This is a genomic window from Mucilaginibacter sp. A5337, from assembly GCF_059690695.1.
On the sequence record NZ_JCAWEC010000005.1, the window covers coordinates 100,818 to 126,855 of the forward strand.

25 protein-coding genes are annotated in these 26,038 nt (G+C 42.6%); 13 read left to right on the plus strand and 12 right to left on the minus strand.

All coding sequences use genetic code 11. The features are described from left to right. Nucleotides 1–56 precede the first annotated feature (56 nt). Entirely contained in the window at nt 57–425 is a 369-nt protein-coding gene (locus AC59JO_RS17680; protein ID WP_413667217.1) for a VOC family protein, read from the plus strand. Here the strand turns inward: AC59JO_RS17680 and AC59JO_RS17685 are convergent. Further along, nucleotides 422–2,113 carry a DUF3863 domain-containing protein gene (locus AC59JO_RS17685; protein WP_497306868.1) on the minus strand — a complete coding sequence of 564 codons (1,692 nt, stop codon included), beginning with the start codon at nt 2,111–2,113 and terminating at the stop codon, nt 422–424. The genes AC59JO_RS17680 and AC59JO_RS17685 overlap by 4 nt on opposite strands. A gap of 242 nt (nt 2,114–2,355) precedes the next feature. Here AC59JO_RS17685 and AC59JO_RS17690 point away from each other — a divergent pair, with 242 nt between their 5' ends. Beyond that, complete coding sequence (locus AC59JO_RS17690) at nt 2,356–3,903, plus strand: DHA2 family efflux MFS transporter permease subunit (RefSeq protein WP_413667219.1); 1,548 nt, start codon at nt 2,356–2,358, stop codon at nt 3,901–3,903. 55 nt (nt 3,904–3,958) lie between these two features. Beyond that, complete coding sequence (locus AC59JO_RS17695; protein WP_091211341.1) at nt 3,959–4,570, plus strand: TetR/AcrR family transcriptional regulator; 612 nt, start codon at nt 3,959–3,961, stop codon at nt 4,568–4,570. An 11-nt stretch (nt 4,571–4,581) separates the two neighbouring features. On the opposite strand, the gene AC59JO_RS17700 is transcribed toward AC59JO_RS17695, so the two are convergent. After that, the gene (locus AC59JO_RS17700; RefSeq protein WP_243480934.1) at nt 4,582–4,974 is read right to left on the minus strand and encodes a DoxX family membrane protein; all 393 of its coding nucleotides are present in this window, start codon (nt 4,972–4,974) and stop codon (nt 4,582–4,584) included. A 108-nt stretch (nt 4,975–5,082) separates the two neighbouring features. Further along, complete coding sequence (locus AC59JO_RS17705; protein ID WP_413667221.1) at nt 5,083–5,313, minus strand: helix-turn-helix domain-containing protein; 231 nt, start codon at nt 5,311–5,313, stop codon at nt 5,083–5,085. Between the two features lie 237 nt (nt 5,314–5,550). On the opposite strand from AC59JO_RS17705, the gene AC59JO_RS17710 reads away from it, so the two are divergent. Then, complete coding sequence (locus AC59JO_RS17710; RefSeq protein ID WP_497306871.1) at nt 5,551–6,099, plus strand: fasciclin domain-containing protein; 549 nt, start codon at nt 5,551–5,553, stop codon at nt 6,097–6,099. 75 nt (nt 6,100–6,174) lie between these two features. On the opposite strand, the gene AC59JO_RS17715 is transcribed toward AC59JO_RS17710, so the two are convergent. Further along, nucleotides 6,175–6,627 (minus strand): hypothetical protein, encoded by a 453-nt coding sequence (locus tag AC59JO_RS17715; protein ID WP_497306873.1) that lies wholly within the window; start codon nt 6,625–6,627, stop codon nt 6,175–6,177. Nucleotides 6,628–6,828: 201 nt separating this feature from the next. Here AC59JO_RS17715 and AC59JO_RS17720 point away from each other — a divergent pair, with 201 nt between their 5' ends. Next, complete coding sequence (locus AC59JO_RS17720; RefSeq protein ID WP_413667223.1) at nt 6,829–7,380, plus strand: sugar O-acetyltransferase; 552 nt, start codon at nt 6,829–6,831, stop codon at nt 7,378–7,380. A 180-nt stretch (nt 7,381–7,560) separates the two neighbouring features. Here the strand turns inward: AC59JO_RS17720 and AC59JO_RS17725 are convergent, their stop codons facing one another. Both AC59JO_RS17725 and AC59JO_RS17730 read right to left on the minus strand, forming a co-directional pair. After that, complete coding sequence (locus tag AC59JO_RS17725) at nt 7,561–8,346, minus strand: DUF817 domain-containing protein (protein WP_497306875.1); 786 nt, start codon at nt 8,344–8,346, stop codon at nt 7,561–7,563. Nucleotides 8,347–8,349: 3 nt separating this feature from the next. Then, the gene (locus AC59JO_RS17730; RefSeq protein ID WP_497306877.1) at nt 8,350–9,120 is read right to left on the minus strand and encodes an oxygenase MpaB family protein; all 771 of its coding nucleotides are present in this window, start codon (nt 9,118–9,120) and stop codon (nt 8,350–8,352) included. A gap of 254 nt (nt 9,121–9,374) precedes the next feature. On the opposite strand from AC59JO_RS17730, the gene AC59JO_RS17735 reads away from it, so the two are divergent. From AC59JO_RS17735 to AC59JO_RS17755, 5 genes are all read left to right on the plus strand, one after another. After that, nucleotides 9,375–9,938, plus strand: a complete 564-nt coding sequence (locus AC59JO_RS17735; protein WP_497306879.1) for a KilA-N domain-containing protein — start codon at nt 9,375–9,377, stop codon at nt 9,936–9,938. Nucleotides 9,939–10,171: 233 nt separating this feature from the next. Then, nucleotides 10,172–12,106, plus strand: a complete 1,935-nt coding sequence (locus tag AC59JO_RS17740; protein WP_497306881.1) for an LTA synthase family protein — start codon at nt 10,172–10,174, stop codon at nt 12,104–12,106. A 165-nt stretch (nt 12,107–12,271) separates the two neighbouring features. Beyond that, nucleotides 12,272–14,848: a DNA mismatch repair protein MutS gene (gene mutS, locus AC59JO_RS17745; RefSeq protein ID WP_497306883.1), complete on the plus strand. Its 2,577-nt coding sequence runs from the start codon at nt 12,272–12,274 to the stop codon at nt 14,846–14,848. A 213-nt stretch (nt 14,849–15,061) separates the two neighbouring features. Further along, nucleotides 15,062–15,628, plus strand: coding sequence for a C40 family peptidase (locus AC59JO_RS17750; protein WP_413667229.1), 567 nt, complete (start codon nt 15,062–15,064; stop codon nt 15,626–15,628). A 121-nt stretch (nt 15,629–15,749) separates the two neighbouring features. After that, nucleotides 15,750–15,878 (plus strand): hypothetical protein, encoded by a 129-nt coding sequence (locus AC59JO_RS17755; RefSeq protein WP_262494037.1) that lies wholly within the window; start codon nt 15,750–15,752, stop codon nt 15,876–15,878. On the opposite strand, the gene AC59JO_RS17760 is transcribed toward AC59JO_RS17755, so the two are convergent. Next, entirely contained in the window at nt 15,865–17,775 is a 1,911-nt protein-coding gene (locus AC59JO_RS17760; protein ID WP_413667230.1) for a DUF3858 domain-containing protein, read from the minus strand. The genes AC59JO_RS17755 and AC59JO_RS17760 overlap by 14 nt on opposite strands. After that, nucleotides 17,775–19,748, minus strand: coding sequence for a DUF3858 domain-containing protein (locus tag AC59JO_RS17765; protein ID WP_413667231.1), 1,974 nt, complete (start codon nt 19,746–19,748; stop codon nt 17,775–17,777). The genes AC59JO_RS17760 and AC59JO_RS17765 overlap by 1 nt, the downstream gene beginning before the upstream one ends. A 125-nt stretch (nt 19,749–19,873) precedes the next feature. Here AC59JO_RS17765 and AC59JO_RS17770 point away from each other — a divergent pair, with 125 nt between their 5' ends. Beyond that, nucleotides 19,874–20,899, plus strand: coding sequence for an exonuclease domain-containing protein (locus AC59JO_RS17770; RefSeq protein ID WP_413667232.1), 1,026 nt, complete (start codon nt 19,874–19,876; stop codon nt 20,897–20,899). A 176-nt stretch (nt 20,900–21,075) separates the two neighbouring features. Here the strand turns inward: AC59JO_RS17770 and queG are convergent, their stop codons facing one another. Next, nucleotides 21,076–22,014, minus strand: a complete 939-nt coding sequence (gene queG, locus AC59JO_RS17775; protein ID WP_413667233.1) for a tRNA epoxyqueuosine(34) reductase QueG — start codon at nt 22,012–22,014, stop codon at nt 21,076–21,078. A 182-nt stretch (nt 22,015–22,196) separates the two neighbouring features. Between queG and AC59JO_RS17780 the strand changes: the two genes are divergently transcribed. Together AC59JO_RS17780 and AC59JO_RS17785 are read left to right on the plus strand one after the other, a co-directional pair. Continuing rightward, nucleotides 22,197–22,565 (plus strand): SpoIIAA family protein, encoded by a 369-nt coding sequence (locus tag AC59JO_RS17780; RefSeq protein ID WP_413667234.1) that lies wholly within the window; start codon nt 22,197–22,199, stop codon nt 22,563–22,565. An 8-nt stretch (nt 22,566–22,573) separates the two neighbouring features. Further along, a complete protein-coding gene (locus AC59JO_RS17785) occupies nt 22,574–22,762 on the plus strand; it encodes a hypothetical protein (protein ID WP_413667235.1) in 189 nt (62 codons plus the stop codon). A 139-nt stretch (nt 22,763–22,901) separates the two neighbouring features. On the opposite strand, the gene AC59JO_RS17790 is transcribed toward AC59JO_RS17785, so the two are convergent. The 3 genes from AC59JO_RS17790 to AC59JO_RS17800 all read right to left on the minus strand — a co-directional run bounded on the left by AC59JO_RS17790 (nt 22,902) and on the right by AC59JO_RS17800 (nt 26,004). Then, nucleotides 22,902–23,789 (minus strand): polysaccharide deacetylase family protein, encoded by an 888-nt coding sequence (locus AC59JO_RS17790; protein WP_413667236.1) that lies wholly within the window; start codon nt 23,787–23,789, stop codon nt 22,902–22,904. 115 nt (nt 23,790–23,904) lie between these two features. Further along, nucleotides 23,905–24,783 carry a hypothetical protein gene (locus AC59JO_RS17795; protein ID WP_497306888.1) on the minus strand — a complete coding sequence of 293 codons (879 nt, stop codon included), beginning with the start codon at nt 24,781–24,783 and terminating at the stop codon, nt 23,905–23,907. Nucleotides 24,784–24,801: 18 nt separating this feature from the next. Next, nucleotides 24,802–26,004, minus strand: a complete 1,203-nt coding sequence (locus tag AC59JO_RS17800) for a Gfo/Idh/MocA family protein (RefSeq protein WP_497306890.1) — start codon at nt 26,002–26,004, stop codon at nt 24,802–24,804. Between the last annotated feature and the right edge of the window lie 34 nt (nt 26,005–26,038).

The window sequence follows — 26,038 nt, forward strand, 5'->3', positions numbered from 1 at the left end:
CCGGTAACCTGCCTTCCGTTTAGGCAGGTTACTGGTTTGAATTTAAAATCAGTAGTATGCAACACAAAGCTGTATCGCTCAGGCCGTTCATTGGTGCCAGGGATTTTGAAACCTCACGCAGTTTTTATCGCGAATTGGGTTTTGAAGAAGTTCTATTAGATGCTAACATGTCGGTGTTTAAGACCGGGCAGCTGGCATTTTATCTTCAAAACGCCTATGTTAAAGATTGGGTAGATAATACGATGCTGTTTCTGGAAGTTGATGACGTTGCCAGTTACTGGAACGAATTGCTGGCTTTAGATCTGCCTTCAAAATATGCCGGTGTAAAATTAACCCCCATCCGTGTAGAACAATGGGGGAGGGAATGTTTTTTGCATGACCCGTCCGGGATCCTTTGGCATTTTGGCGAATTTTCTAAGCCTTAATTCTTTTTGGTTGATGAAAGGTCAAAAGCAATTGTATTAGCCTGCGGTTTTAGTCGAAATAGTATTCCGTTCCCCGGTTCGGAGAATATCCCTTTGGTGGCTTTGAAAACGTACGGAGTTCCTTCAAAACTACAGTTAATTTGTTTATCTCTAATAGTTTCAAAAGGCAGTTTCGCTCCGGAGGCTGTGGTCATATCAAAATACCAGTTATCAACTTGCGTGCTTACCAGTTTTATTGATAGCTGTTTTTCATTCAGGTCGATTTCAAAAGTACCTTTAAACGATGTGAGTGGCCACGATATGTGAAGACTTTCCGCTGTTGGATGAGTATAAACCGGATCTTTCCCTGTTAAAGGAATTTCTTTGCCGTTAACTAATGCTTTAAGTCTTAATCCTGCTATCTGACCGGGCTTACTCCAGATATAGCCATCTATTACCGGTAGGGTGAAGAATGTGCATTCGTTTGAGGTTACTACCTGTTTGGTATAAACGGATGGGAAGCTTTCATCAAAAAGATGAAGATCGCGGATGCGGAGATTGCCATTTTCCCATAACAGGTTAGCCCTATAAAAGCGACTGTTAAACCATACGGTTTTTAAATCACTTTCGCCAAGGTCGTGACTTACCGTGAATGATGTTGCCGGAGTAATTTTGTATTGTTTTTTAAACCAGAGGCCCGAGGTTTCCATGGTTTCTACCCTGATCTTGTGCTCATCTCTTAACCGGGCTATCAATGGCATCTGGATTTCGAAGCCCTTAGCCATGGCATCCCAGGTAAAAGAATTTTCCTGGCCCGCCTGGGTATAATTGAAGCCAAGTGCTTTATCTTCTGTAAACGATTTAAAGAACCAGTTTACCCAGTCGGCATCGCCGCCTCCAAATTTGTAAACAGGCTCTAAGGTCACCACACCCTGGCGTGTTGTGCCAAGGCCATTATCGTACTGCCTTATCGGATCGCTGCCGAGCATCCTGAAAATAGGTACCGGAATTTGGTTGGCTGCATTTTGGGCGGGCATGTATGAGTTGATCTTGCTGGGATAGTAAGCCTGGTTCCAGTAACCACCCCATAAAGTATAGCCGTCTGTACCATACTGATCCTTACAATTGGCCGATGCTACAATATGATATTTTTGATACATATACTCAAGGCTGTAGCTGTCAATAAACCATGACGCAACCGATTTGGGGTAATAACCGAATACTTTTTTAAAGTCGGTCATGTAAACATCTATCAACTTTTCGCGCTCTTTAGGTGTATAACCGGTAGAGAAGCCGATGTTTGCGCGCCAATCCCACGGATAACGGCCCCGCCATTTGAGGCCGGCTTTTTCAACCTGGGGTTGAGGAATTTCCCACCATGCGCCAATTTCGAATGAAGTACGAGGTAAAGCTTTCAGCAACTTTTGATACCGCGGATCGATCAGTGCATCGTACTGCAACAGAAAAGTACCGCCAAGCTTATACTTTTTCATGATCTCCACCTGTTTCACCACAGTTTGGTATAACACATCTTCAGTAATTGCTGAATCCCGCGGCTCAAGCAAGCGGATGAAGTTAACGATGTTAACGATCCGCGGCGTTGACGGTTCTTTAACCGAAAAAGTTTGACTATAGGAGGAGAGGTAACATAAACATATGCAACAAATGCTGGTAATAATGAAGCGGAAATTACTGCGTAGGTTTTTCATGGAGATGGATAGCGTAAATGGGTTTAAACAGGGGGGAATTACCCTGCTTTGATATAACGCTTATACCGGTAAGCCAAGCTATTTATAACAATAAAATCAACTGTCCTCATCTGTCTTTAATTTTTATTAAAAGCAACCATGTCACTCCATCGTAATAATTCATACATTTATTTAAAACAAATGTTTTAATCAAACGATTGATTAATTTTGTGCCATTATTTAAGACATAAAACTTTTATCAAATGGCCGAGTCAGGATTTAAAAAGTGGATAATTACCATCACGGTAATTATAGCTTCATTGTTAGAATTAATAGATACAACCATAGTTAACGTTTCCATTCCTCAAATTCAAGGTAACCTGGGGGCTACGATAACCGATGCTGCCTGGGTTGTAACAGGATATAGTGTAGCAAACGTTATCATTTTGCCCATGTCGGGCTGGCTGAGTAGTTTTTTTGGGCGTAAAAACTACTTTTTAACTTCAATTATTGTATTTACCATAGCTTCGTTTTTATGCGGAAACGCCAGCAGCCTGACCGAACTTGTTGGCTTCAGGATTTTGCAGGGCTTAGCAGGTGGGGGACTACTTTCAACATCACAAGCCATCCTGATTGAAACATGGCCGGCGGAGCAGTTGGGTACAGCTACCGCATTGTTTGGGTTAGGTGCAGTTGTGGGCCCAACCATAGGGCCTACCATTGGCGGTTACATAACAGACCATGCCGCATGGCGCTGGATTTTTTACGTGAATATACCGGTAGGCATCCTGGCTTCGATCTTTACGGTGATGTATGTAAGAGTAACGTCTCGTGATGGGCGGGATAAACCTATTGACTGGTGGGGCATTGTTTTACTGGCCATTACGGTAGGCAGTTTGCAAACCATATTGGAGAAAGGGGAGGATGAAGATTGGTTTGCCACTACATACATTATAGTGCTTACCTGTACAGCGGTTATTGGTTTGCTGCTTTTTTTATGGCGCGAGTTAAGTACCGACCATCCTATTGTTAATTTCAAGATCATGCGTCATCGCAGCTTTTCGGCCGGGATGGTTACTTCCTTTATACTTGGTGTTGGCTTGTACGGGTCTCAGTTTGTTTTCCCGGTTTTTTGTCAAAACCTGCTGGGTTTTTCGGCACAGCAAACCGGCGAGATTTTGCTGCCGGGTGGTTTATTCACCATTATGATGATGCCTTTTGTGGGGATTATGCTTAACAAAGGCCTGCCTGCACAATTTATGGCTGTAGGTGGCATGATATTGTTCTTCGTTTTCTCCTGGTTTATGAGTGGCTCAACACTGGCATCAGGTACCGGTGATTTCTTTTGGCCTTTAGCTATCAGAGGGATCGGTTTGTCGCTGCTTTTTGTACCGCTCACTACCATTGCCATCGGCGGCTTAAAAGGTGCCGAAATAGGGCAGGGCACCGGTCTAAACAATATGATGCGGCAGTTGGGCGGCTCGTTTGGGATAGCCGGTTTAAATACGCTGATCCATATCCGTGTGGCAACGCATCGTAATAACCTGTTAGACCATATCAATCCATATAACACTTATTTTACCGATAGATATAATGCGCTACTGCACGGGTTTATGGCTAAGGGGAAATCATTTTTTGATGCTTCAAAAATGGCGTACGCTGCTATTGACGGTACTATAAACAAGCAAAGTACACTGCTAAGCTATAATGACGCTTATATTGTGGTTGGCTGGGTAATGCTGGCTGCCATTCCGCTGATATTTTTAGCGCCGATTGTAAAAGGTCAAAAGGCCGTGGCAGATACACATTAATCAGTCCTGGATGATATATGTTTTTGAATGACTAAATTTGAAACATATATCATCCATGACTATAACCGCCGAAACAACAACCGAAGAAAAAATATTGAGTGCAGCCAGGCGCATCTTTACTAAAAAAGGCTTCCTGGCAACTACCGTACGCGATATAGCTACCGAGGCCAATACCAACGTTGCATCAGTTAACTATTATTTCCGCAGCAAGGAAAATCTTTTTGCGTTTATCATGGACGAAACCATAAAAAAGCTTTTCGATAAAATTGAACCTGTTTTAAATGATGAGTCTTCTTCAGCCATCGAAAAGATAGAGATTTGTGTAGGATACTATATCGACCAGCTTTTGGAAAACCCGGATTTTCCATTTTTTATGGTGAACGAGGTGCTCGCCGGGCAAACCACCTTGCCTATGGTCGAAAAAATTAAAACGCTAACTGATTCTGTTTTTGCCAAACAGCTTTACGCATTGCAGGCCGATGGCGTTATGAAATTTCATCCTGTTAACCTGATGTGGAATATTGCCGGTATGATTGTTTTTCCTTTTCTTGTGCGACCGCGGCAACTGGAGGCCGGTTATTTTGATGCCGCCGAATTTACAACGATGATAAAGGAAAGAAAGAAGCTGATCCCGATCTGGATAGCGCAGGCCTTGAAGGGCGTGTAGAATATCGACCTTTATTCTCCGATGGCCTTCATAGTAAACATGCCGCTGTAATACTTTCGGTAGGCATAACCCAGCAGCAGGTTAGGCACAACAAGTGTAACCCCCATAAGCCAGCCCGATGGTACCAAAAAGGTATGGAACAACAATACATTTAAACTTATCGGGAACAATACCACCGCCGAAAACGGCGCGTAACGATTAAACATCAATGATAGCCCGCCTACTATTTGTATCACCTTTTGCATGGGATAAAAATAACCTGTGCCTTTAAGCCCGGCTATGAATGCACCTGCTTTACCGGTATGCAGCGGCTGATAAGGAATAAAATGTAAAAAATAATCGAGCCCGAATATCAGGTAAAGTGAGCCGAGCAATACCCGGCAAATCAATGTTGTCGTTTTCATGATTGTTTATAACGGGGTTGAATTTATCGAAAATTAGTGATCAAACTAATACTTTGAAAATATTATAAACGATATAAACAAATCGGGGAAAAAGAGTTCGGATAGTATTTAACGGGCAATAATGTACAGGTGTTCTTCCTTTAAAAAATCCACAAGATCAACTTCCAAAACCTTTGCTATTTCAATGAGCCTGGCAAGGGTAAGCTTAACGTTGCCCAGCTCTATTTTGCTGAACGTGTTTTGCGATACTTTGAGTTTGTAGGCAACGTAAAATTGGGTGTAATTTTTTTCTTCCCTAACGGCACGGATCCTGTTGGCTATAAGTTTTTCGGTAAGCATATTTTTCTTTAAGTTGATTGGTTGTTTAATGGATAAACGTAATCATGAATGCTTCGGATTGGGGGATATGGCGAATAAACACTTAGGTTGTTTAATATAATTTAATAATAGCCTTACTCTAAAATAGGATATGGTTAATGTGTTGATATTTAGGTTTTTGTGTTGTTATTGATCGCGGCTTAAATCTGCCTTGTATTATGCTCCGTAGCTTCTTCCAAACAATTAAAGCAATAACATATGAAAAAGATGATCATCGCGGCCATTGCATTAGTAACTTTTGCAATAGCTCCTAAAGCTCACGCTCAAACCAAAATGGTAGGTGGTGCGGCTATGTACCCAACTAAAGATATTATCGATAACGCGGTAAATTCAAAAGACCACACCACACTTGTAGCTGCGGTTAAAGCTGCAGGGCTTGTTGAAACTTTGAAAGGCGATGGCCCGTTCACTGTTTTTGCGCCAACCAACGAAGCATTTGGCAAACTGCCGAAAGAGACTGTTCCAACTTTATTAAAACCGGAGAATAAACAAATGCTGACCAAAATCCTTACTTACCACGTGGTAGCAGGCAGCTTAAGCTCGGCAGAGCTGTGGGCTAAGGTTAAAGCAGGAAAAGGCAAAGCAGAATTGAAAACAGTTGCAGGTGGTACACTTACCGTTATGGCTCAGGGCAAAAAGCTATATCTTGTTGATGAAAAGGGTGGCAAATCATGGATTACTATTGCCGATGTGTTCCAGAAAAATGGTGTTATTCATGTAGTTAACACAGTGTTGATGCCGAACTAATTAAAATTGAGGGGATATAACAAAACAGCCCGGTTGTTTAAAAGCACCGGGCTGTTTTATTTTGGTGTCGTATACTTAATGGGTAGGCACCGGATTTGTAGGTGTTGTAGGGCTCGATGGATTAGGTGTGGGGCTTGGTGTTGGTGCCGGAGCGGGAATGTTTGGTGTATTTGGCTGCGGTACCGGGTTAGGGGTATTAGGTGTTGGCGAAGGGTTAGGGATTGGAGTTGGTGTCGGGGCCGGTGTAGGCGTTGGCACTGGCATCGGCACACGGTTTGGTTCCGTTGGAGTCGGTGTCGGAGTAGGCGTAGGTGTAGGCGTAGGAGTAGGTGTTGGCGTCGGCGTTGGAGCAGGCGTTGGTACCGGTGTTTTTGGTTTCTTTTTATTTTTACCCGGTACGGTATCTGTTTGCATTGTATACTGTGATACAGTTGCGCCGTTATTGTGAGGCTTGTGGCCGTTTGCTAAGGCAAATGAGCCGGCTAATGACAGGGCAATAGCTGCGGCTGCTAATCTTAAATTTTTCATATTTTTCGTTTTGTTTATGAAAAGTTAACTATTAATATAACTTTCATTTGTCGTAATAGTTTTAAAATTTATAAATCAGCGCTAACCGTAGTTGAAGCCAGATGCATGAAAGAATGCTGTTCTAAGGCTCGTAAATACGTAGTGTATTGTGGGTTTATATCGAGCCCTTATATTTGTGACTAACATCAACATACACCACCTATGACCGAACTTGAAAAAATGATATCCGGCAAGCTATATAATGCCGGGGATGCCGAACTTGTTGCTGCCCGTTCAAAAGCTCGCCAGTTATTTACGCAATATAATGCCGCTGGCTACGACGATAAGGAAACCAAGACCGCACTGCTAAAGCAATTATTGGGCGATTTTAAGGGTAACATTGATATTCAATCGCCATTTTACTGCGATTATGGCTTTAATATAACAGCGGGAGATAATTTGTTTCTGAATTTTAACTGCATTATACTGGATTGTGCCCACGTTACCTTCGGCGACAATGTGTTCCTGGCGCCCAATGTGCAGCTTTATACAGCTTATCACCCGCTAATAGCTGCCGAGCGCATCAAAGGGCCTGAGTATGCAGCTCCTATCACAATCGGCAATAATGTATGGCTGGGCGGTGGTGTAATTGTATGCCCTGGGGTTACTATTGGCAATAACACTACCATAGGTGCGGGGAGTGTAGTAACTAAAGATATTCCGGCCAATGTTGTAGCTGTTGGCAATCCCTGCCGGGTGATCAGAGAATTGTGATTTCAGATTTCATTGTGATTTCGGATTTCGGAATTTCGATTTCGGATTTGGAAAATTGTTTGCAAATCGCAGGGAAAATCGAATAACTCCTGTTTAGGTTGCATGCAAAGCCACAAAGAGAAAGAAACTCTTTTACGCCTTCGCGTAAAATTACCGGAGTACTTATTGGAATGGGAGATTTTAAACCGATAGCACTGGCGATGGCTTTGTGCTGTCTTTTAATACCTTCAGTTCGGCAACAATGATAAAACTTACAATTACCAGGAATGCCCATGAACTTATTTTTTGATAATCTACCACTGTCCAGGCATGGTGTTGATAAGCATAACGCCAGGCCCCAAGCCGTGTTGCTATATTTTCGGCAAGCCAGATAAAAAAGCCAATCAGCATAAAAGCCAATATGGTTGGCATATGATATGCTTTACCCTGTAAATGAAATACAACAACCGATCGCCAGAAGTAATAAAGGATCAACACGCCAATTCCGTAGCGCACATCAGGGATAAAGTGATTGCTAAAAAAATTAAGGTATATCAAAATACCAATGGTGCGGGTGACGTACCGGCTGGGCCAGTTTTGTATTTGCAGGTTAAGCCTACGCCAGGCCTGGCACATATAGCTGGCAACGCTTGCATACATGAAGCCGCTGTATAGTGGTACGCCGCCTATTTTTATATAAGCAAATTCGGGGTAGGCCCATGACCCATAGTGAACTTTAAAAAGTTCCATCAGCAGGCCCTGCAGGTGAAATATGCAAATTACCAATACTTCATCTTTAGTTTCGATGCCGGTATAATACAGAGCCGCCTGGATAAGCAGGCAGGCTATCAGCATAAAATCGTATCGGGGCAGCACACCGGCAAACAGATGCGAAAGTGCAAGCATGGTAAATACCAAAACAGGGAACAGGCAGGAGAGTGCCTGATGCTCAACAAAAATGAAAAAATGTTTGATGGTTGTTTTCATAAATTAGCTTAAAGCATATGCCTGGTCCATCTCCCTGATCTGGGTTTTATATTGTATCGGCAGGAGGGCGTTCCTTAAAAACTTTCCGGGTTTAAGGTTTTTTACTGCTTTATATATCTTTAAAACGGGCCACAACCAGGCTGTTTTACCCAAAGGCAGTTGTTGGCTCACTTGTGTGGGTACAGTTAATAACTGCGCTTGTTTCAGGATCTGGTAACGGGTAAAACCAAGGTGCTTTTTGTACTGACGATATAAATCGGCAGTAAAGTCGCTGTTAATAAGGTTATGCTCAAGATGATCCTGTCGCATCTGCAGGTAGTGATTATAATTTATTGGCAGGCCTTTTAGCTGCATTCGATCACCAACGTTATAAAACACATTAAATACTTCAGTTTTTTCAGCAATGCTGAGCGGCTTTTCCAGTAATTCATACGAACGGATAGACAGATCGATCAGAAGAAACAATACATCACGATAAGCCCAGTCGGGTATTTGGGAACCGCGGGTTGTTTCAACGTTTTTGTGTATGGCAGTTATCTTATCAATTGCTTTTAAAGCCGCTTCATGCTCCGAAAAAATGATCTGCCGGGAATAAGCTACAGTGCTAAACAATCGCGCTAAAGGATCGGCCGGAAGTTTTCCCGTGAAATAGAGCCAGTCGACAGCCTTATTTAAAGCAAATTCAGCTGCTGCGCCTGCAAAAATAAACAGGATGGTATCTGCCTTGCCCCAAATCCTGCGCACTATTGAATGTTCATCTACAAAAAGTTCCATACTATATATTTTTTGTTTACCCTTGTTTTGTTTGATATAAAAGTACTTTGCATTTCAAAGTTAAAGAAACAATTTAAAATTTGCAATAGCGAGCTGGGGACTTATTTCGGAGAGGGAGGCACAACGGTATAAAATCAAGTTATAATTTAATTACTAATTTTGATGGCTTTTTTTAATTTTTTAAAACTTAAATGCTAATTTTTATAGTTTTTAAATTATAACAGCTATACTTGTATTTTAATTTAAGCAGGGATATGGTAAACGCAGTTTTTGAATTTGAATTTAATAATCAGGTTATTGAGTTTGATATAAGCGATAAGGATTTGATGATAAACGCCACAGAGATGGGCAAAATATTCGGAAAAAATCCGGCCGAGTTTTTAAAGTTGAAGCAAACCAAAGATTTTATAGAAGAATTAAAAAATTTGCCCTTGCCTTTTAATGAAACGAATGAAGAGCGCAGTTATGCAGATAATCAGGCCGATTTGGAATCGATGATATTTGTAAACAAGATAGACGGTTTGTGGATGTGCGAGATCCTGGCATTGAAATTTGCGGGTTGGCTAAACCCTAAATTTGAGGTTTGGGTTTACAGTACCATAAGGGAGTTTTTGCCCAATTTGCGGGATAATAATGAAGCCTATAAACAAATTGTAAAGTTTGAAGATCAACTGGAAAAACTCGTGAAAAAACTCCAGGGCAACGCAGATTTTCAGTCGTATATGCTATTGCAGGAAAAACTGAAAAAGCTGCCTTACAGGATCAAAAGAAATAATCAGGCTACTTTAAGACAGTACAGACAATTAAAGGCGATTTAATTATCGTTTTGCGGAGAAGGCATCTTGTCTTCTCCATTTTACTTTTCCTCTTTCGGCAATATCCCTAACGCTGTTTTGCCAACCTAATGTCATTAAATCGCTGTTGATTTAGTATTAAATAATTGTTATCCTATTTTTTTTACTTTCGCTTCTTATTAGCTCCCCGGGGTAAATTAGGTTTGATCAATTCCTGCCGGTCAAGCCTTTTGGGAAACTAAAGCAACGTGTTTTTCATGGAAAGTAAATTGAGGTTGGCCGAATATAAAGTGCTTTTATACAGGCTTTTTTTGGGGTATTTATTCTATTTTATTGCAAGGGTATTATTCTTCGCGTTCAACACACACCTGTTTGCTGTTGATAGCGTTTGGGCTTTGCTTAAACTTTGTTATTACGGTATGGCTTTTGACACCACGGCTTTACTGTATATCAACAGCCTGTTCATCCTGCTCAGCGTTTTGCCCTTAACTGTAAATACCCGGCCGGCGTTTCAAAAAGGCATGGCTATCCTGTACTTTGTTACCAACTTATTGGCATACGCCACCAACTTTGTTGATATCATTTACTATCGCTTTAGCCAGGTGCGCTCAACCAAGGCAACGCTTGATGTATTGGCCGATGAAAATAACAAAAAACTGTTGTTTACCCATTTTTCTGAAGCTTATTGGTATGTGATCATCATATTTATCCTATGCTCCATTTGCTGGATCTGGCTGTACAAACGGGTGAAGTTAAAGCCAGCCGTTGTGAAGGATCAGAAAATATATTTTTTATCATCGATAGTGTCGTTCCTGCTGATCCTTACACTGGTTATCGGAGGCATCCGGGGCGATTTTGCGCACAGTACGCGGCCTATCAATATGGTTGACGCATATAAGCACATCACTGTACCTAACCAGGGCGATATCGTGCTGAATACCCCTTTCGCTGTTTTCCGGACGCTGGGAACCAATAATTACAAGCTCCAGCATTGGGTTGACGAGGCTTATATCGATACCAATATAAAACCTATAAAACAATATAGCACCAAACCGGTTGCCAAGCCCAACGTGGTGATCATTATACTGGAAAGTATGGCCCGCGAGTATTGGGGCAGCATGAACCGCGATGTTAATATACCGGGCTTTAAATCATATACACCGTTTTTAGATTCATTATCTAATAACAGCCTTATATTTACCAACGCCTATGCAACCGGCCGGCAATCTATTCATGCTGTATCGTCGGTAATAGCGGGAATCCCGTCGTTTCAAAATGCTTTTACCTCATCACCGTATGCCAAGCAAAAGATCCAGTCGGTAGTGTCTGTTTGTGATAGTATGGGTTATCAAACCTCATTCTTTCATGGGGCAGCCAACGGGTCGATGGGTTTCCAGGGCTTTGGCAGTATTTTAGGTTATCAGCACTATTATGGCCGTACCGAATATAACGATGATAAAGATTTTGACGGCATTTGGGGGATTTGGGACGAACATTTTTTTCCGTTCATGGCACGCACGCTGACCGATCAAAAGCAGCCTTTTATGGCTACCCTGTTCACGCTGTCATCGCATGATCCGTATCAACTGCCCGAAAAATATAAAGCGAGGTTTAAAGGCGGTCCGCTGGCTATTGATAAATGCGTTCAGTATACCGATAATTCTTTAAGGATCTTTTTTAATTACGCTAAAACTCAGCCCTGGTTTAATAATACCATTTTTGTGATCACTGCCGACCATACCAGCCAAACTTATTATCCCGAGTATAGTAAACAGGTTAACCGCTTCGCGGTGCCTATCCTGTTTTACAGTGCCAACAGCGCTTATAATTTGAAAGGAGTACGTACCGATCTGGCGTCGCAAATGGATATTTACCCAACGGTGGTGGATTTGATTGGTTATAACAGACCATTCAGGTCGTGGGGCAGAAGTTTGGTAAGTAACCTTCCGGATGAGCAGCCCAAAGTGATCAATTCAACAGGAAATATTTACCAGTTTATGCAGGGTAATTATACCTACCTGTTTGATGGTAAAAACTTCACCGGCATTTTCGCAGTGACTGATAAAGGCCTGGAGAAAAACCTGATGACTGCACAGCCCAACGCCGAAATGCAAAAAGGCATGCAGGATTGTAAGGCTTTGATACAGGATTATACGGATAGGATTGTGAACGGGAAATTGGTGGCGAAGTGAGCGTTTTGCAGGGGATAATTGCGCTTGCTATGTACATCTGTAAGATAATCCACACTCCCCCAACTTTTCAACAATGCCCTAAAACAGCTGTCAATGCATTAACTTTACCCGATTAACAGAAGGAGTAACCGCTTGGCTAAAGATACTACCAAAGAAACCCCCTTAATGCAGCAATATAATGCTATCAAAGTAAAGTACCCCGGTGCTTTGCTGCTGTTTAGGGTGGGCGATTTTTATGAAACATTTGGCGAAGACGCCGTAAAAGCTGCCGGTATTTTAGGTATCGTACTTACCCGCCGGGCAAATGGCGCCGCAACACATATTGAGCTTGCCGGTTTTCCGCACCATTCGCTGGATACTTACCTGCCTAAGCTGGTTCGTGCAGGGCAGCGTGTGGCTATCTGCGATCAGCTGGAAGATCCTAAAACTACCAAAACCATTGTTAAGCGCGGCGTAACCGAACTGGTTACCCCCGGTGTGGCCACTAATGATAATATCCTGAATCAAAAAAGCAACAACTATCTTGCTTCGCTGCATTTTGAAAAAAACAGCATTGGTATTGCGCTTATTGATATCTCTACCGGCGAGTTCATGACCGCCCAGGGCAATAGCGATTATATTGATAAGCTGCTGCAAAGTTTTTCGCCCAGTGAGGTGATCTACCCTAAGAGCCGCACGCGCGATTTTAAGGATACCTATGGTGACCGCTTTTACACCTATGCCCTTGACGAATGGCCCTACAGCGGCGATTATGCTAATGAAACATTGCTCAAGCATTTCGGTGTAAAATCACTCAAAGGTTTTGGTATAGATAAACTAAACTTAGGCATCATTGCTGCCGGTGTAGCCATTCATTATTTGAATGAAACGGAACACCGCAACCTGGGCCATATTTCGGCCATCAGCAGGATTGAGGAAGACAGGTACCTTTGGCTCGACAGGTTCAGCATCCGAAACCTGGAACTGGTAGGCTCGGCCAACGAAAATGCTATGACACTGGTTGATGTGCTTGACCATACCTGCTCGCCTATGGGTGCACGATTATTGCGCCGCTGGATTGTAATGCCGCTTAAGCAGATTAAGGCCATTAATGACCGTTTAGGTGTGGTTGAATACCTGATAGGCAATGAAGAATTGCGTGAAGAACTACTGCAATACCTGCGCCAGATAGGTGACCTGGAAAGGTTGATCTCCAAAATTGGCTTGCAAAAAGCTAACCCGCGCGAAGTTTGCCAGTTGAAAAAGGCATTAACCGCTATAGCCCAGATCAAGCGGATTGCCGAATCATCACAAAGTGCCCCCCTGCGTGCCATTGGCGAGCAGTTAAATCCCTGCGCACTTATTTGCGAAAAGATAGAACGTGAATTGAACCCCGAGCCTCCGGTGATGCTGGCGAAAGGTTCGGTGATGAACGAAGGGATTAATGAGGAGCTTGATCGTTTGCGTAAGATCGCTTTCGGCGGTAAAGGCTACCTGTTAGAGATTCAGAAGCGTGAAGCCGAATTAACCGGTATCCCATCGCTTAAAGTATCGTTTAACAACGTATTCGGCTATTACCTGGAGGTTACTCATGCCCATAGAGATAAAGTACCAACAGAGTGGATCCGCAAGCAGACGCTGGTTAATGCCGAGCGTTATATTACGCCCGAACTTAAAGAATATGAAGAGCAGATTTTAGGTGCCGAGGAAAAGATCCTGGCGCTTGAAACGCAATTATATAATGACCTGCTTTATTCGCTGGCTGAATATATTAAGCCAATCCAGCTTAATGCCCAGTTAATAGCCCGGTTGGATGTGCTGCTCAACTTTGCTACCATCTCCATTAAAAACTACTACGTAAAACCCGAGATAAACGAGGGGAAAGCGCTTGACATCAAAGGCGGTCGTCATCCGGTTATTGAAAAGAACCTGCCGATAGGCGAGGAGTATATTACCAATAGTGTATTTCTTGATTCGGAAACCCAGCAGATCATCATCATTACCGGTCCCAACATGGCTGGTAAATCGGCTTTGTTAAGGCAAACCGGCTTGATTGTACTGATGGCCCAGATGGGGTGCTTTGTACCGGCTAAGGCAGCAACTATAGGCCTGGTTGATAAGATCTTTACGAGGGTAGGGGCTTCAGATAACCTTTCATCCGGCGAATCGACCTTTATGGTGGAGATGAACGAAACGGCCAGCATCCTCAATAACCTGAGCGACAGGAGCCTGATCTTGCTGGACGAGATCGGTCGCGGTACATCAACCTACGATGGGATTTCCATTGCCTGGTCAATTGCTGAGTACCTGCATAACCACCCGACTGCAAGAGCTAAAACGTTGTTTGCAACGCATTACCATGAGCTTAACGAGCTTAGCAACTCGTTTAACCGCGTTAAAAACTTTAATGTATCGGTTAAGGAAGTAGGGCAGCAGATCATCTTTTTGCGTAAGCTGGTACCCGGTGGCAGCGAACACAGCTTTGGGATCCACGTGGCTAAACTGGCAGGCATGCCCTCAAAAGTGCTTACCCGCGCCAACGAAATTTTAAAGAAGCTCGAAAACGAACGTACCGGCGGTGAACATATCAAAGAAAGTATCCGTAAAGTGCAGAAGCAAGCTGTACAAATGCAGATGTTTTCGATAGATGACCCGGTACTGGTGAAGATCCGCGATACGCTGAACAACCTTGACGTAAATACACTAACCCCGGTTGAAGCGCTTATGAAGCTGGATGAAATCCAAAGGGTGGTGAAGAGTTGATTTTTTGATTTGCAGGTTTCAGATGTGCAAATGTGCAGATTGTTCGAACCCTGATCTTCCGCTCAGAAACTTACGAAGTTTTTAAAACTTCGTAAGTTTGGCTTTTTTCAGCATCTGCCCATCTGAAATCTGCACACCTGCACATCCACTCCCATGTTAATATGTTAAAAACATCCGCATCCTCTCAATAAACATTAAAGCTAATTTTACTTTATGAGCATATACCTGCGTCGTAGTTTTTATTTGTTTATACTTTTCCTTTCCCCATTTATATTAAGTTCATGTCACTCGCGCAAGGCCGCAATGCGCGGCCAGCCGGGTGAGGTGGTTAACCCATCGCCTGATATCGCTTCAAAATACTCCGGAATTATGGGGGTTGATAGGGGAGATATTCAAAACGGGCGTCTTTATGCTTTTATTGATCAATGGATGGGCACGCCCTACAAATTTGGCGGGCTTGATAAAGACGGCGTTGACTGCTCCGGTCTGACTTTTTTACTCGAACAACAGGTTTATGGCATCACCATTCCGCGCATGACCAGCAAGCAGATCACCGTTATTAAACGGAAATATGAGGACGAGCTAAAAGAAGGCGACCTGGTATTTTTCGATTTCGACGGAAAGCAATTTAGCCATGTTGGTGTTTACCTGCAAAACGGGTATGTTGTGCATGCAAGCTCACGCCGCGGGGTTATCATCGTTAAACTGCGCGATCCATCTTTATATAAATACTTTTCAAGGGCCGGTTCTATTGAAAACGTACCTACAAGCATGAATTAAAAAACACGAATTTTAGAAGGATTTTTGCGAATTACACGAATATCCGGTTAAATCGTATTCGTGTAATTCGTAAAAAATTAGAGCTGATTTGTGCCGTAATTTTCAATAATTTTGTGCCATCATGGCCGATAAAAAAGACGATTACTCATTCTGGACGAAATATAAACGCTTTGCAGGCACCGAGATCATGCTTTATGTGATTATGGTGATCGGTATTATCCTCGGCATTGTAATATTTAGTTACCTTTAACCAAGGTGACGTTATCATTATCTACATCAGCAATTGACTGATAAAAATCAACAAGATCCTGATAGGTATCTTTACTATATGTCCCATCAATAATCTGCAGCTTGCGGCTGTATATCAGCTTATCCCCGTTTACCGTTGCGCTTGATTCAAACTTTCCGAAAGGTTTTTCGATACTTACTTTCTTAGGGCGCATATCAACCTTGTATCCTGCAGGCAGGGTATAGGTGATCTCATCCTCGTCAGTATATCCCCGGTTGATATAAACGTCGTTATGGCGGTTGCGAACCTCACGTAATGGTGACGTTATGCGGTTTGCCGGGTTGGCCAGGAAAATTATTTTTCCCTCAGATACTGAGCCATAATCCGTAGCCGAAATTTTTAGCGTTTCGGTGGTGTACGGCTGTTCAATTTTAAACTGCTTCAGGTCTGCATTTTCAATTTCAAGGTTGTTAATGGGATAGATCTTCTTCAGATCTTTGATCTGCTCGGTTTTCGACTCATATATTACATGGTCGCGGTCTTCGTAATTAGTGCCCCTGAAGTTGGTAACCATTGTACCTGATAAATTACCGTTGGCGCTTAATGTAAAATTGGCTTTGCGCTGTTCAAGATTAGCCTGGGCCGTGTATTTGGGCGTATGCATTAATTTGCCACCCAGCGGGGTGCAGGCCAGTACAATCCGGTCGTCGGTAAAATCACCTAAAAAGCCAAAAGGTATGTTCTGACTGGTACATTCTAAAAAGGTGGTGTCATTTTTAAAAGGGAGGCATAAAATAACGTGGTTGCCCTGATCCAGGCTCGCAAAATCGGGCTGAAAGTTTACTTTAGACGCTCCGGCATACACCACGCAATAGTATGACTCAATGTCGACCGCCTTTAACAAGGCTTGCGTGTAGTTAACGAGGGCTTTGCAATCGCCGTAATTTTGAGCGTCAACATCCAATGCCGTGAAGGGTTGCAAACCGCCTATCCCTACTTGTATGCTAATGTAATGGGTTTTGCTTTGCATGTATTCATAAACCTTACGGGCTTTGGCTTTAGGATCGGTTATTGATCCGGTAAGCTCTTTCATTTTTGCCACAGTTTGAGGCGAAAGTTGCTGACGGCCTGCATTAAGCTTGTCATATTGCCATTGGCCGAGTTCTTTCCAGTTGGTAAATGAGCCGCTGATACCGCGGTAAATGAATTTTTCGGGCGCTATTTCCAGGCTGGGCATTATTGATCGGTAAACAGGGCTGTAAGGCTCATGCCTTAAAGCCTTAAGGTTGTTAATTTGCCAGGTGTATGTTTGCAGTCCTTGTTTATTGGTGCCGATTGTTACCTTAACCGGCAAATTGGTTTGTTTGTATTTGATCTTAAAATCGGGCTTGCAAATTAATGTATACGAGCTTTTCTCAACAGCTATACCATCCGAAGGGATAGGTCGCCAGCTTTCAAGGTCAAGTGATTGCTTCGACTTTACATCGTACTCATAACTTACAGTGTAAGGATAATCAGCTACCCTGGGCTGATAGTGTTTTATCTTCAGGTCGGTAAAAAGCGAAAAGCCATCGTGGTTGCTGTCATCCTCAAAGTCGCTTTCCGAAAATTTGCCGGTGGGTTTGCCCCATTGGTTGTAAACTATGCCCTTTATATCCTTAATATACCGGCTTTTGTCGTGCCATATGGCTACATCAACGTCATCGTCGCCATTTTTATTTAATACGGTTATTACTTCTTTTACATGGTAAAGTGTGTTGTCAAGGTCCTTAACCTCAACAGTAACTTCTTCATTGCGTACTACCGAGCTGGCATAAGGCAAAAGGTCTTTTGAGATGAGCGATACGTCATAGTTGTCCTGTGCCTTTACACAGGTTGCAGCCGAAATTATAAAAAGGGTGGTAAAAAATGCTTTCATTATTTTTTCTTGAAGATCATGTCTCCTTTTTCGGTTAGGATGATCTTGTTAAACAGCTCCTTAAGATAAGGGTACTCGGCCGAGTCATAAACTGATTTGTTGAACTGGGTAATGTTTGAAAAAGTAAAGGTGTTATTATCCTGGCTTTCAAACGTGCTGGCAAACATGCCTCCTTTGTTTGGCAAGGAATAGGCCACTACCTGCGGCGGGGTTTCAATGGTGTATTGGGCAGGCAGATGCATTACCAAAACCAGCCTCTTGTCCGAAGCAAAGGCCCAGTCAACAGGGTAATCACGTTCGGCAAGTTTGAAAGGGTTAGTAGTGCGTTTCTCCCAAAAGTAAGGGTTAAAGGCAAGTTTATCATGATTGGTATTATCAAATGCTTCTATCTCTACTTCAAAGGTTTCACGTAACGGATTTTCAAGGCTGTCGAGGTTTGTAATGTCTGATTTAAATACTTTTAGCTTAGGTTGTTTCTCATCAAAATCTTCAACATATTCGTCAACCGTATTGAATTTTTTAATGGCTTTGCGTTTTTCGTAAGCATCATAGCCTTTATAGTAATTGGTTATAGTGCCTTTTAACTTACCATTATCAAGTAACGTCAGATCGAACATCCGCGTAGTGGCCGCTTTTTGCTGGGTGCTCAGCTCTATCCAATATGACGGTTTATTAAGGCTGATCACCCTGCCCTTATCGTTTATACATTTAAGAGGAAGTAAACCGAAGGACAATAGCGGATCGGTAGCATCGAGCAGGTAGGTTTGATCGCCAATAGTTAACCTGGCTATAACATAGTTAAAGTCGTTAAGAACCGGATAAAGATTATTTACCATTCCGTGGTCGCGGGTCGAAAGTACTACAGCTTCGGCATTAAGGCCGGCTGCACTAAGCGCGGTGATAAGTGTCAGGTTAATATCTGCAATACTGCCGGCATGTGTATCCAGCGCTCTCTTAACGCCGTCGGTACTGTAGATACCAATATAATCGTTCCATTTTATCTGGCTTTTGATCCAGGCATACAAGGCCTTCGCTTTGTCAAGGTCGGTTGTTTTACCCGCAATTACCGGTGCAATGCGCTCTTTGAGCAGGCTTGTGCGTTTCATTTGTACGCCAAATTCATCGGATATCTTTAGCTGGCGATCAACATCGCTCCATTCTTTTGTTACTACGGTTTTAACGCCGGTATAGGGATTGGTAACCTCAACCAGCTCAAAAAATATTGCTGATAAAAAGTTTTTACGGGCCGTCATATAATCCTCATCAACAAACGCCGGGATATCCTTCATGTTGTAAGTGATATGCGAGCAATCAGCTTTTGAGCCGCCCGATGAAAAGCATTCGCGCTCAACTTCCGAATTACTTTTGGTTAATTTCAGCACCCCTCGTAATGAGGCATTAAATGTCCAGAAGCCTGGGATATGTACTTCATACTGCGAATTTATTTTGGGGATATCGTCCTGGAATGTCCACCCTCTGAAATGGTCCCAGTATGGTGATATAAGTTCGTATTTAAACTCAATAACGCAGCCGGGCCGTAATGCAGGTAGTGCAAACTTTACAGTGCTGCCATATTTATAGTCTTTAACGGTAAATACCTTCTTTGAATCAAGCTCGGCCTTTTGAATAATACCGTTGTCATCTTTATAATAAGTAAAGCCGGTAACGTTGTTGACCTCTTCTGCCGAGTTATCGCCATTGTGTATAGGTATTTCTATGGTGCCGTGAGTTAGCCCTTCTTTGGTAAATATTTTAATTTTGGCATGGTAAGTATGTATGAGCCTGATATGATCCATGTACTCATCTATGCGGGTATTGCCAAATTCGTTTAAAAAAACGGCGTTTGCCTGCGGATCTTTATCATATTTGGCCATTTCAATCTCCTGGTCGGTGATTCCTGTTTCAAATTCCTGTGCGGCAGCTTTGAACGATAAGCCGATAAAAATCAAAAGAATAAGGATGATTTTGTTCATACAAATTGTGATAATTAGGGATAATCAAATTAAATAATAAATTGGTATATTAAATAAATTAAAAAATTTATTCTGCTGATTAATTTTAGGACATTTGCGACCTTTGCATCTCTGAATACTGACAAATGAAATTAAATTTAAAACGCCCCCTGGCTTTCTTTGATCTTGAAACAACAGGTACTAATATTGGTGCCGACCGTATAGTTGAAATATCTGTTATCAAGCTTAATCCTGATGGCAGCGAAGAAGTGAGAACATGGCGTGTTCACCCGGGCATTCCTATCCCGCTCGAGTCATCACTGGTGCACGGCATTTATGACGAGCATATCCAAAACGAAAAACAATTTAAAGAGCTTGGCCAGGAAATAGCCGACTTTATTGGCGACAGCGATTTGGCTGGATATAATTCGAATAAGTTTGATATCCCCATGATCATGGAGGAGTTTTTGCGTGCCGGCGTTGATTTTAACCTGGATGCCCGCCACTTTGTTGATGTACAGAACATATTCCACCAGATGGAGCAGCGCACATTAAAGGCTGCTTACCAGTTTTATTGCAATAAAGTAATTGAAAACGCCCATTCGGCCGAAGCAGATACCCGCGCTACTATGGAAGTTTTGCTGGCGCAGATTGAGCGTTATGAAAATGTAGAGTGGGAAGATAAAAAAGGTAATAAAATAATCCCTGTTGTGGGCGATGTTGAAGCACTGCATGCGTTTACCAACCTAAGCAAGCCGGTTGATTTTGCAGGCCGTATGGTTTACAATGAACAGGGTGAGGAGTTGATCAACTTTGGCAAACATAAAGGTAAACGTGTTGAGGACGTATTGAACGCCGAGCCAAGCTATTATTCATGGATGATGCAGGGCGATTTCCCGCTTTATACCAAGCGCAAACTCGAAGAAATTTATACCCGCTGGAATGCTAAGAAAATAGCCGAGCGCCAGGCAAACAAAGCAGCCCAGCCAAAACCGGCAGATCAACAGCCTGCTGCCTCTAAGCCTGAGTATCAGAAAAAAGAGTACACCAAACCCGACCATACTAAAAATCAGCATTATCAAAACAAACCTTTTAAAAAGAAGGATGAGCCAGCCCAACCGGTTAACGATGATATGCTGCAGCAGCTTGCGTTGAAATTTAAAAAAGGTTGATTAAGTCTGAATCAGAATTTTCAGAATTTTATATTGAAACCCTTGCAGTTATTTATGCAGGGGTTTTTTGTTGATAATATTCTGAAACCTAAGTTTCATGGATTCGTTCCACTTTAGCCTTTAGCCTTTAGCCTTTAGCCTTTAGCCTTTAGCCTTTAGCCTTTAGCCTTTAGCCTTTAGCCTTTAGCCTTTAAAAAGTCGATATTTCTTTTTAATCCGCTAAATTTCGTTCGTTTAACCGCCGAATTTTTAAATACCTTTTGAAAAATATCCTGGGTGATATCGTGCCAGTCGGCAGTTTTTAGGTGCAACAAATCAGGGTGTGGAGTAAAGGCCGGCTCTGTATTTAGTACCGAGAAACGATTCCAGGGGCAAACATCCTGGCAAACGTCGCAGCCAAACATCCAGTTATCCATTTTGCCCTTAAACTCCTGCGGAATCTCGTTTTTAAGCTCGATGGTTAAATAGGAGATGCAACGGCTGCCATCAACCACATACGGGCCTACAATAGCATCAGTAGGGCAGGCATCGATACAATTGGTGCAGGTGCCGCAATGATCGGCTGTGGGTGCTATATCATATTCCAGTTCAAGGTCGATGATCAGTTCGGCCAGGAAAAAGAATGAGCCGGCTTTTTTGTTAAGCAGGTTGCTGTTTTTGCCGATCCAGCCCATACCTGCCTTGCGTGCCCATGCCTTGTCAAGCACCGGAGCCGAATCAACAAATGCACGGCCGCCTACTTCTCCAATTTGATCATTAATGATTTGCAGTAATAGCCTTAGTTTATCTTTAATTACCGTATGATAATCGATACCATAGGCGTATTTGGAAATTTTGGGCGATAAAGGATCATCCTGTTGCTGATCGGTATAGTAATTTATACCAAGCGAGATAACCGATTTTGCTCCATCAACAAGCAAACGAGGATCGAGGCGCTTATCGAAATGGTTTTCCATGTACGTCATTTCGCCATGCATGTTTTTATTTAGCCAGGTTTCAAGGCGCGGGGCTTCATCTTCTAAAAAATCTGCTTTGGCAATGCCACAAAACAAAAAGCCAAGCTTTTGTGCCTCGTTTTTAATGAGTTGACTGTATGTGGCTTTGTGATGCTGCATTTATGCAAAGATAGTATAAATTGAAATTGGTGCGTGTACGGTGATGCGTTTCAATAAGGTTTAATCAACCATGATATATACTTGCACACGGGGATTATTCGTTATTATAGTTTACTCCGTTTCGCTATAAAATAACTATTGGTGCAGTTTTTGTATCTGATTAAAAAGTAGGGATTTATAGCATGCTCGAGCATATCAGATACTTGCCCGCTCATGTATTAGGAATGCATGCGGTTGGCCATGTTACTATTGGGGATTATGAAAAAGCCTTGACACCATTGCTTGAACAACAGGTGAAGCAAACCGGGCGGATAAACTTTTTATTGGTGCTGGAAACTAATATTAAAAATTTTACAGCCGGAGCCTGGTGTGGCAATATCAGGCTCGGACTTAAGTATTTTACCCGGTGGAACAAGGTAGCCGTTGTAACTGACCAGGACGGCGTGCGTGAGTTCAGCCATCTGTTTAAATATATTTTACCCGGCAAGTTTGCAGGTTATAAACTTGAAGAATTGGACGAAGCTGTAAAATGGGTAACAGGAATTAAATAAATATCATTATGGAAACTATAGATGAAAGAGCAGCTATGAATAATGACGATTCAGATCTGCACAACGATGAGTTAGGTGAAAATACCGGTGATGATACCATAATAGCCGAAATAGTTCATTTAAAGCCCGACGAAAAGGATATCAGCAAAATGCCGTCATCAAACAAAGGTCAGGGACCGGCAGGGGAGAACTTGTAATTTGCCCTCCTGCCCCTAAAGGGAGTTTTTGATTTGCATATTGCCTATCTTCATATGGCGATAAACAAAAAACGCCTTACTAAAGAGCAAGGGATTTTTTGTTTAATATTATCGGAACCTCCCCTTCAAGGGGCGGGGGCTAAAAGCTGTTCCTGATGCTGTTGCTTAAAGTTTTAGTGCTCCAGTACCCGCTATCCAAAATACGGCGTACGGTCATTAACGGATCTGTCTGATCGCGTTTATCAGCTAATTGAAAAGCCATTTTGAAACCACGTTTTCTAAGTTCAGGTAAAGCGGCTTTGTTCCAGATGCCAAAGGGATAAGCAAAGTAATCCATTTTTTTACCAGTGATCTCTTCCAAAGTTTTGGTTGGTTTTTCAATTTGGGTAACCCAATCATCAACCGGGCGATTGGTTATTTTGCCGTTTTTACCAATGATTTTAAGGGTTGATGTATGTGAATAACGGTCAACACGGTGGTGGTCCCAGGTGTGGCTGGCGATAACATTACCTTCATCAGATAACTGCTTTACCTGTTCTTTGGTCATGTAATGCGGACGGCCCAATGATACAGTCATCACAAAATAAACTGCTTTAAAACCATATTTTTTTAGGGTAGGGTTGGCGATGGTGAACTGGTCAAGGTCGGTATCATCAAACGTAAGCATGATGGGCTTTTTAGGAAGCGGCGCACCCTTGGTAAGGTATGCATAAAGCTGATCGGGCAATATGGTATGATAACCACTGTCGGCCAGCATTTTGATGTGCTCTTTAAAAGCAGCAACCTGTACTATGTAATCTTTAGCATTTTTTGAATCTGTTGGCTTCCAGTCGCGGATTTGGTGGTAGCAGAGAATAGGTACCTGCTTGCGGGCTAAAATGGCGGCCGCATCACCCTGTGAAGTTGCATTGGCAGTTGGAACTTCAGCAATTGGAACGGCAGTAGTTGATTTATCTGATGGCTTTGACTGGCATGAAACAGCGCCAAAAGCACAAAGGGCCAACATGGCTAACGTTTGTTTTATCATATTATAGGTTGGTTTTATTCCTTAATTAACGCCGGCTAAATTAATAATTATATAATACGCAAGCCCTGCGATGTAAATAAAATTAATTAAGACTTTAAGTATGATATCCGGATAATTATTCGCTTTTACTGATGATCTGCTTAAGTCCCGGTTCGCAGGTAAGCAGGTGCCATCCGCCAAAAACTACAAATACTTTATCATGCGTTTTAAGGAGGTTGTCGATAGTGCGAAGCAGGTTTTGATCCCTGATCTCTTTGGAAGCCCGACCAATTTCCTGGAATTTCCCTTTCGGGTCAAAGGGATTGGTAGGTTCCAGCTCCTCGAGCTTAAAAGGACGGTTAAGCAGTTTCTGATAGCTTGCCTCAAAAAAATTCAGGGTTTGTTCCTCCGGCGAAAGTTTGACGCCTCCTGTTTTCATGATATAGCCTTGTATAAATTTGGCGTAGTTTGCTTTAAAGGCCACACTATCGGTAATTGGAGACCGTTGACCCCACATAAAGCGTTCGGTAACTATATAAGCTAAAAACTCGCCGGTGGTGTATCTTTTCAACAGCTCTTTAAATTCGAGGCTGTCGGTCATGTCGCCGTTAACGGTTTTTATTTTAAGGCTGTCGGCAAGGACTTTGGTAAGTCCTATTTCACCATCCTTTTGTATGGCTTCTTTTTTTGAGCTGAAAACCTTTTTTGAAACATCGCCTCCTTCGTTAACGCATACATCTGGTTTAAATTCAAAAAAAGCTTTTTCGATCGCCTTAAACATCTGGTTTTCGGTATCGTTGTTATCAGGCAGATGGTTAACACCACAAAAAACGATCTCTTTTTTGTGGTGTTTGAATCTTAAAATATACGGGTTTGCAGGCAGATGCCCGGCCGCATCAAGTTTGATTTTTAAGTAACTAACTGTAGGGTAAACCTCAGCAGGTGCTTTGTCCTCTTTATTTCCGCAGCCTAACAGGGCCGAGGAAAATAACAGTAGTAGCGTTATGTATTTCATCGGTCCCATTGTGTTTAATTATAAAACTATGCGTTTTCCTTCTTTTATTGACCGCTTGGCAGCATCCAGGATCTGCATTACTATCATATTGTATTTTAATGATGAACGATCGTCCGGGTGCCTGAGCGGATTTGCAAGGGTCGAAGTAAAATAGGCTACCGGCGCATCGGCAGGGGCTACCAGCGGTGCCGCTTTATAGCCTCTTACGCGGTTATCAACTTTTATTTCAACACTATCCTTGTCAAAAGCATGAATATAGCCTTTAGCGCCAAAAATTTCCATGTCCTTAATGCCAAACGGCCAGTTCCATGAGGCTTCTATCTGCCCGGTGGCATTGGCATATTCAACCAATATAGTAGCGTCATCTTCAACCTTTGGATATACATTGGGTTTGTAATGCCTTGCAATAGCAGTTACCGCTATGGGGCGCTGGCCTTTCATTAACCAGGTCATTAAATCGGCACCATAGCAGCCAAAATCATTAAGTGCGCCTGCTCCATTCAAAACAGGATCTGTAAGCCAGCTCAGGAAATCTTCGCTGCAGCCTATTTCACGCGGGCCCTGGTGACCATCATGTACCACCATTTTACGGATCATGCCTACGCTATCAAGTTTAACCGTGTTGTAAGCATCCTGGAAGGAGGGGTACCAGGTGGTTTCGTAGTTGGTTAAAACTTTAACATAATATTTGAGCGCCAGAAACTCCATGCGTTTGGCCTGCTCTAAAGTGGCTGCTAAAGGTTTTTCAACCATCACTGAGATGCCAAGCGGTGCGCATGTTTCAACAATGTCCACGTGTTTACCCACCTCGTTATAGCCTAATACAATGGCAGGCTTGCGGGTTGTACACATTTTTTTCAGGTCATCAAAAAACAGGGAATCGGGTAGGTTATATGCCTTGCCAAATTTTTCCCAGAGTTTTTTGTTTGGTTCGGCAATGCCTACAATATTTACGTTGCCTTTGCGGTATTCGCTTAATATAAGGTGGATATGGTCATGGTTTAAGCCCATGATGCCTACTTTTAAAGTGGGTACAGGCTTATGTACAACAGGTATAGTATCTTTTTTGACCTTGTTAAGTGAGTCGGCAGGTAGGGTAACGGACTGGGCTGGTGTAGGCGCAGCAACCGGTGGTGGTGGCGTTGTTTGTGCGCATGTAATAGTCACTCCGCTTAAAATAAACGCAGTTGTAGCTAACAGTAGTTTTAGTTTGGTTTTCATGATTGGTGGCGATGGATACGTATGTAGATTTATA

Excerpts from the sequence above, each read along its gene's own strand:
- AC59JO_RS17680 (WP_413667217.1), top strand. The coding sequence starts at position 57 with ATGCAACACAAAGCTGTATCGCTCAGGCCGTTCATTGGTGCCAGGGAT.
- AC59JO_RS17685 (WP_497306868.1), bottom strand. The coding sequence starts at position 2,113 with ATGAAAAACCTACGCAGTAATTTCCGCTTCATTATTACCAGCATTTGT.
- AC59JO_RS17690 (WP_413667219.1), top strand. The coding sequence starts at position 2,356 with ATGGCCGAGTCAGGATTTAAAAAGTGGATAATTACCATCACGGTAATT.
- AC59JO_RS17695 (WP_091211341.1), top strand. The coding sequence starts at position 3,959 with ATGACTATAACCGCCGAAACAACAACCGAAGAAAAAATATTGAGTGCA.
- AC59JO_RS17700 (WP_243480934.1), bottom strand. The coding sequence starts at position 4,974 with ATGAAAACGACAACATTGATTTGCCGGGTATTGCTCGGCTCACTTTAC.
- AC59JO_RS17705 (WP_413667221.1), bottom strand. The coding sequence starts at position 5,313 with ATGCTTACCGAAAAACTTATAGCCAACAGGATCCGTGCCGTTAGGGAA.
- AC59JO_RS17710 (WP_497306871.1), top strand. The coding sequence starts at position 5,551 with ATGAAAAAGATGATCATCGCGGCCATTGCATTAGTAACTTTTGCAATA.
- AC59JO_RS17715 (WP_497306873.1), bottom strand. The coding sequence starts at position 6,627 with ATGAAAAATTTAAGATTAGCAGCCGCAGCTATTGCCCTGTCATTAGCC.
- AC59JO_RS17720 (WP_413667223.1), top strand. The coding sequence starts at position 6,829 with ATGACCGAACTTGAAAAAATGATATCCGGCAAGCTATATAATGCCGGG.
- AC59JO_RS17725 (WP_497306875.1), bottom strand. The coding sequence starts at position 8,346 with ATGAAAACAACCATCAAACATTTTTTCATTTTTGTTGAGCATCAGGCA.
- AC59JO_RS17730 (WP_497306877.1), bottom strand. The coding sequence starts at position 9,120 with ATGGAACTTTTTGTAGATGAACATTCAATAGTGCGCAGGATTTGGGGC.
- AC59JO_RS17735 (WP_497306879.1), top strand. The coding sequence starts at position 9,375 with ATGGTAAACGCAGTTTTTGAATTTGAATTTAATAATCAGGTTATTGAG.
- AC59JO_RS17740 (WP_497306881.1), top strand. The coding sequence starts at position 10,172 with ATGGAAAGTAAATTGAGGTTGGCCGAATATAAAGTGCTTTTATACAGG.
- mutS (WP_497306883.1), top strand. The coding sequence starts at position 12,272 with ATGCAGCAATATAATGCTATCAAAGTAAAGTACCCCGGTGCTTTGCTG.
- AC59JO_RS17750 (WP_413667229.1), top strand. The coding sequence starts at position 15,062 with ATGAGCATATACCTGCGTCGTAGTTTTTATTTGTTTATACTTTTCCTT.
- AC59JO_RS17755 (WP_262494037.1), top strand. The coding sequence starts at position 15,750 with ATGGCCGATAAAAAAGACGATTACTCATTCTGGACGAAATATAAACGC.
- AC59JO_RS17760 (WP_413667230.1), bottom strand. The coding sequence starts at position 17,775 with ATGAAAGCATTTTTTACCACCCTTTTTATAATTTCGGCTGCAACCTGT.
- AC59JO_RS17765 (WP_413667231.1), bottom strand. The coding sequence starts at position 19,748 with ATGAACAAAATCATCCTTATTCTTTTGATTTTTATCGGCTTATCGTTC.
- AC59JO_RS17770 (WP_413667232.1), top strand. The coding sequence starts at position 19,874 with ATGAAATTAAATTTAAAACGCCCCCTGGCTTTCTTTGATCTTGAAACA.
- queG (WP_413667233.1), bottom strand. The coding sequence starts at position 22,014 with ATGCAGCATCACAAAGCCACATACAGTCAACTCATTAAAAACGAGGCA.
- AC59JO_RS17780 (WP_413667234.1), top strand. The coding sequence starts at position 22,197 with ATGCTCGAGCATATCAGATACTTGCCCGCTCATGTATTAGGAATGCAT.
- AC59JO_RS17785 (WP_413667235.1), top strand. The coding sequence starts at position 22,574 with ATGGAAACTATAGATGAAAGAGCAGCTATGAATAATGACGATTCAGAT.
- AC59JO_RS17790 (WP_413667236.1), bottom strand. The coding sequence starts at position 23,789 with ATGATAAAACAAACGTTAGCCATGTTGGCCCTTTGTGCTTTTGGCGCT.
- AC59JO_RS17795 (WP_497306888.1), bottom strand. The coding sequence starts at position 24,783 with ATGAAATACATAACGCTACTACTGTTATTTTCCTCGGCCCTGTTAGGC.
- AC59JO_RS17800 (WP_497306890.1), bottom strand. The coding sequence starts at position 26,004 with ATGAAAACCAAACTAAAACTACTGTTAGCTACAACTGCGTTTATTTTA.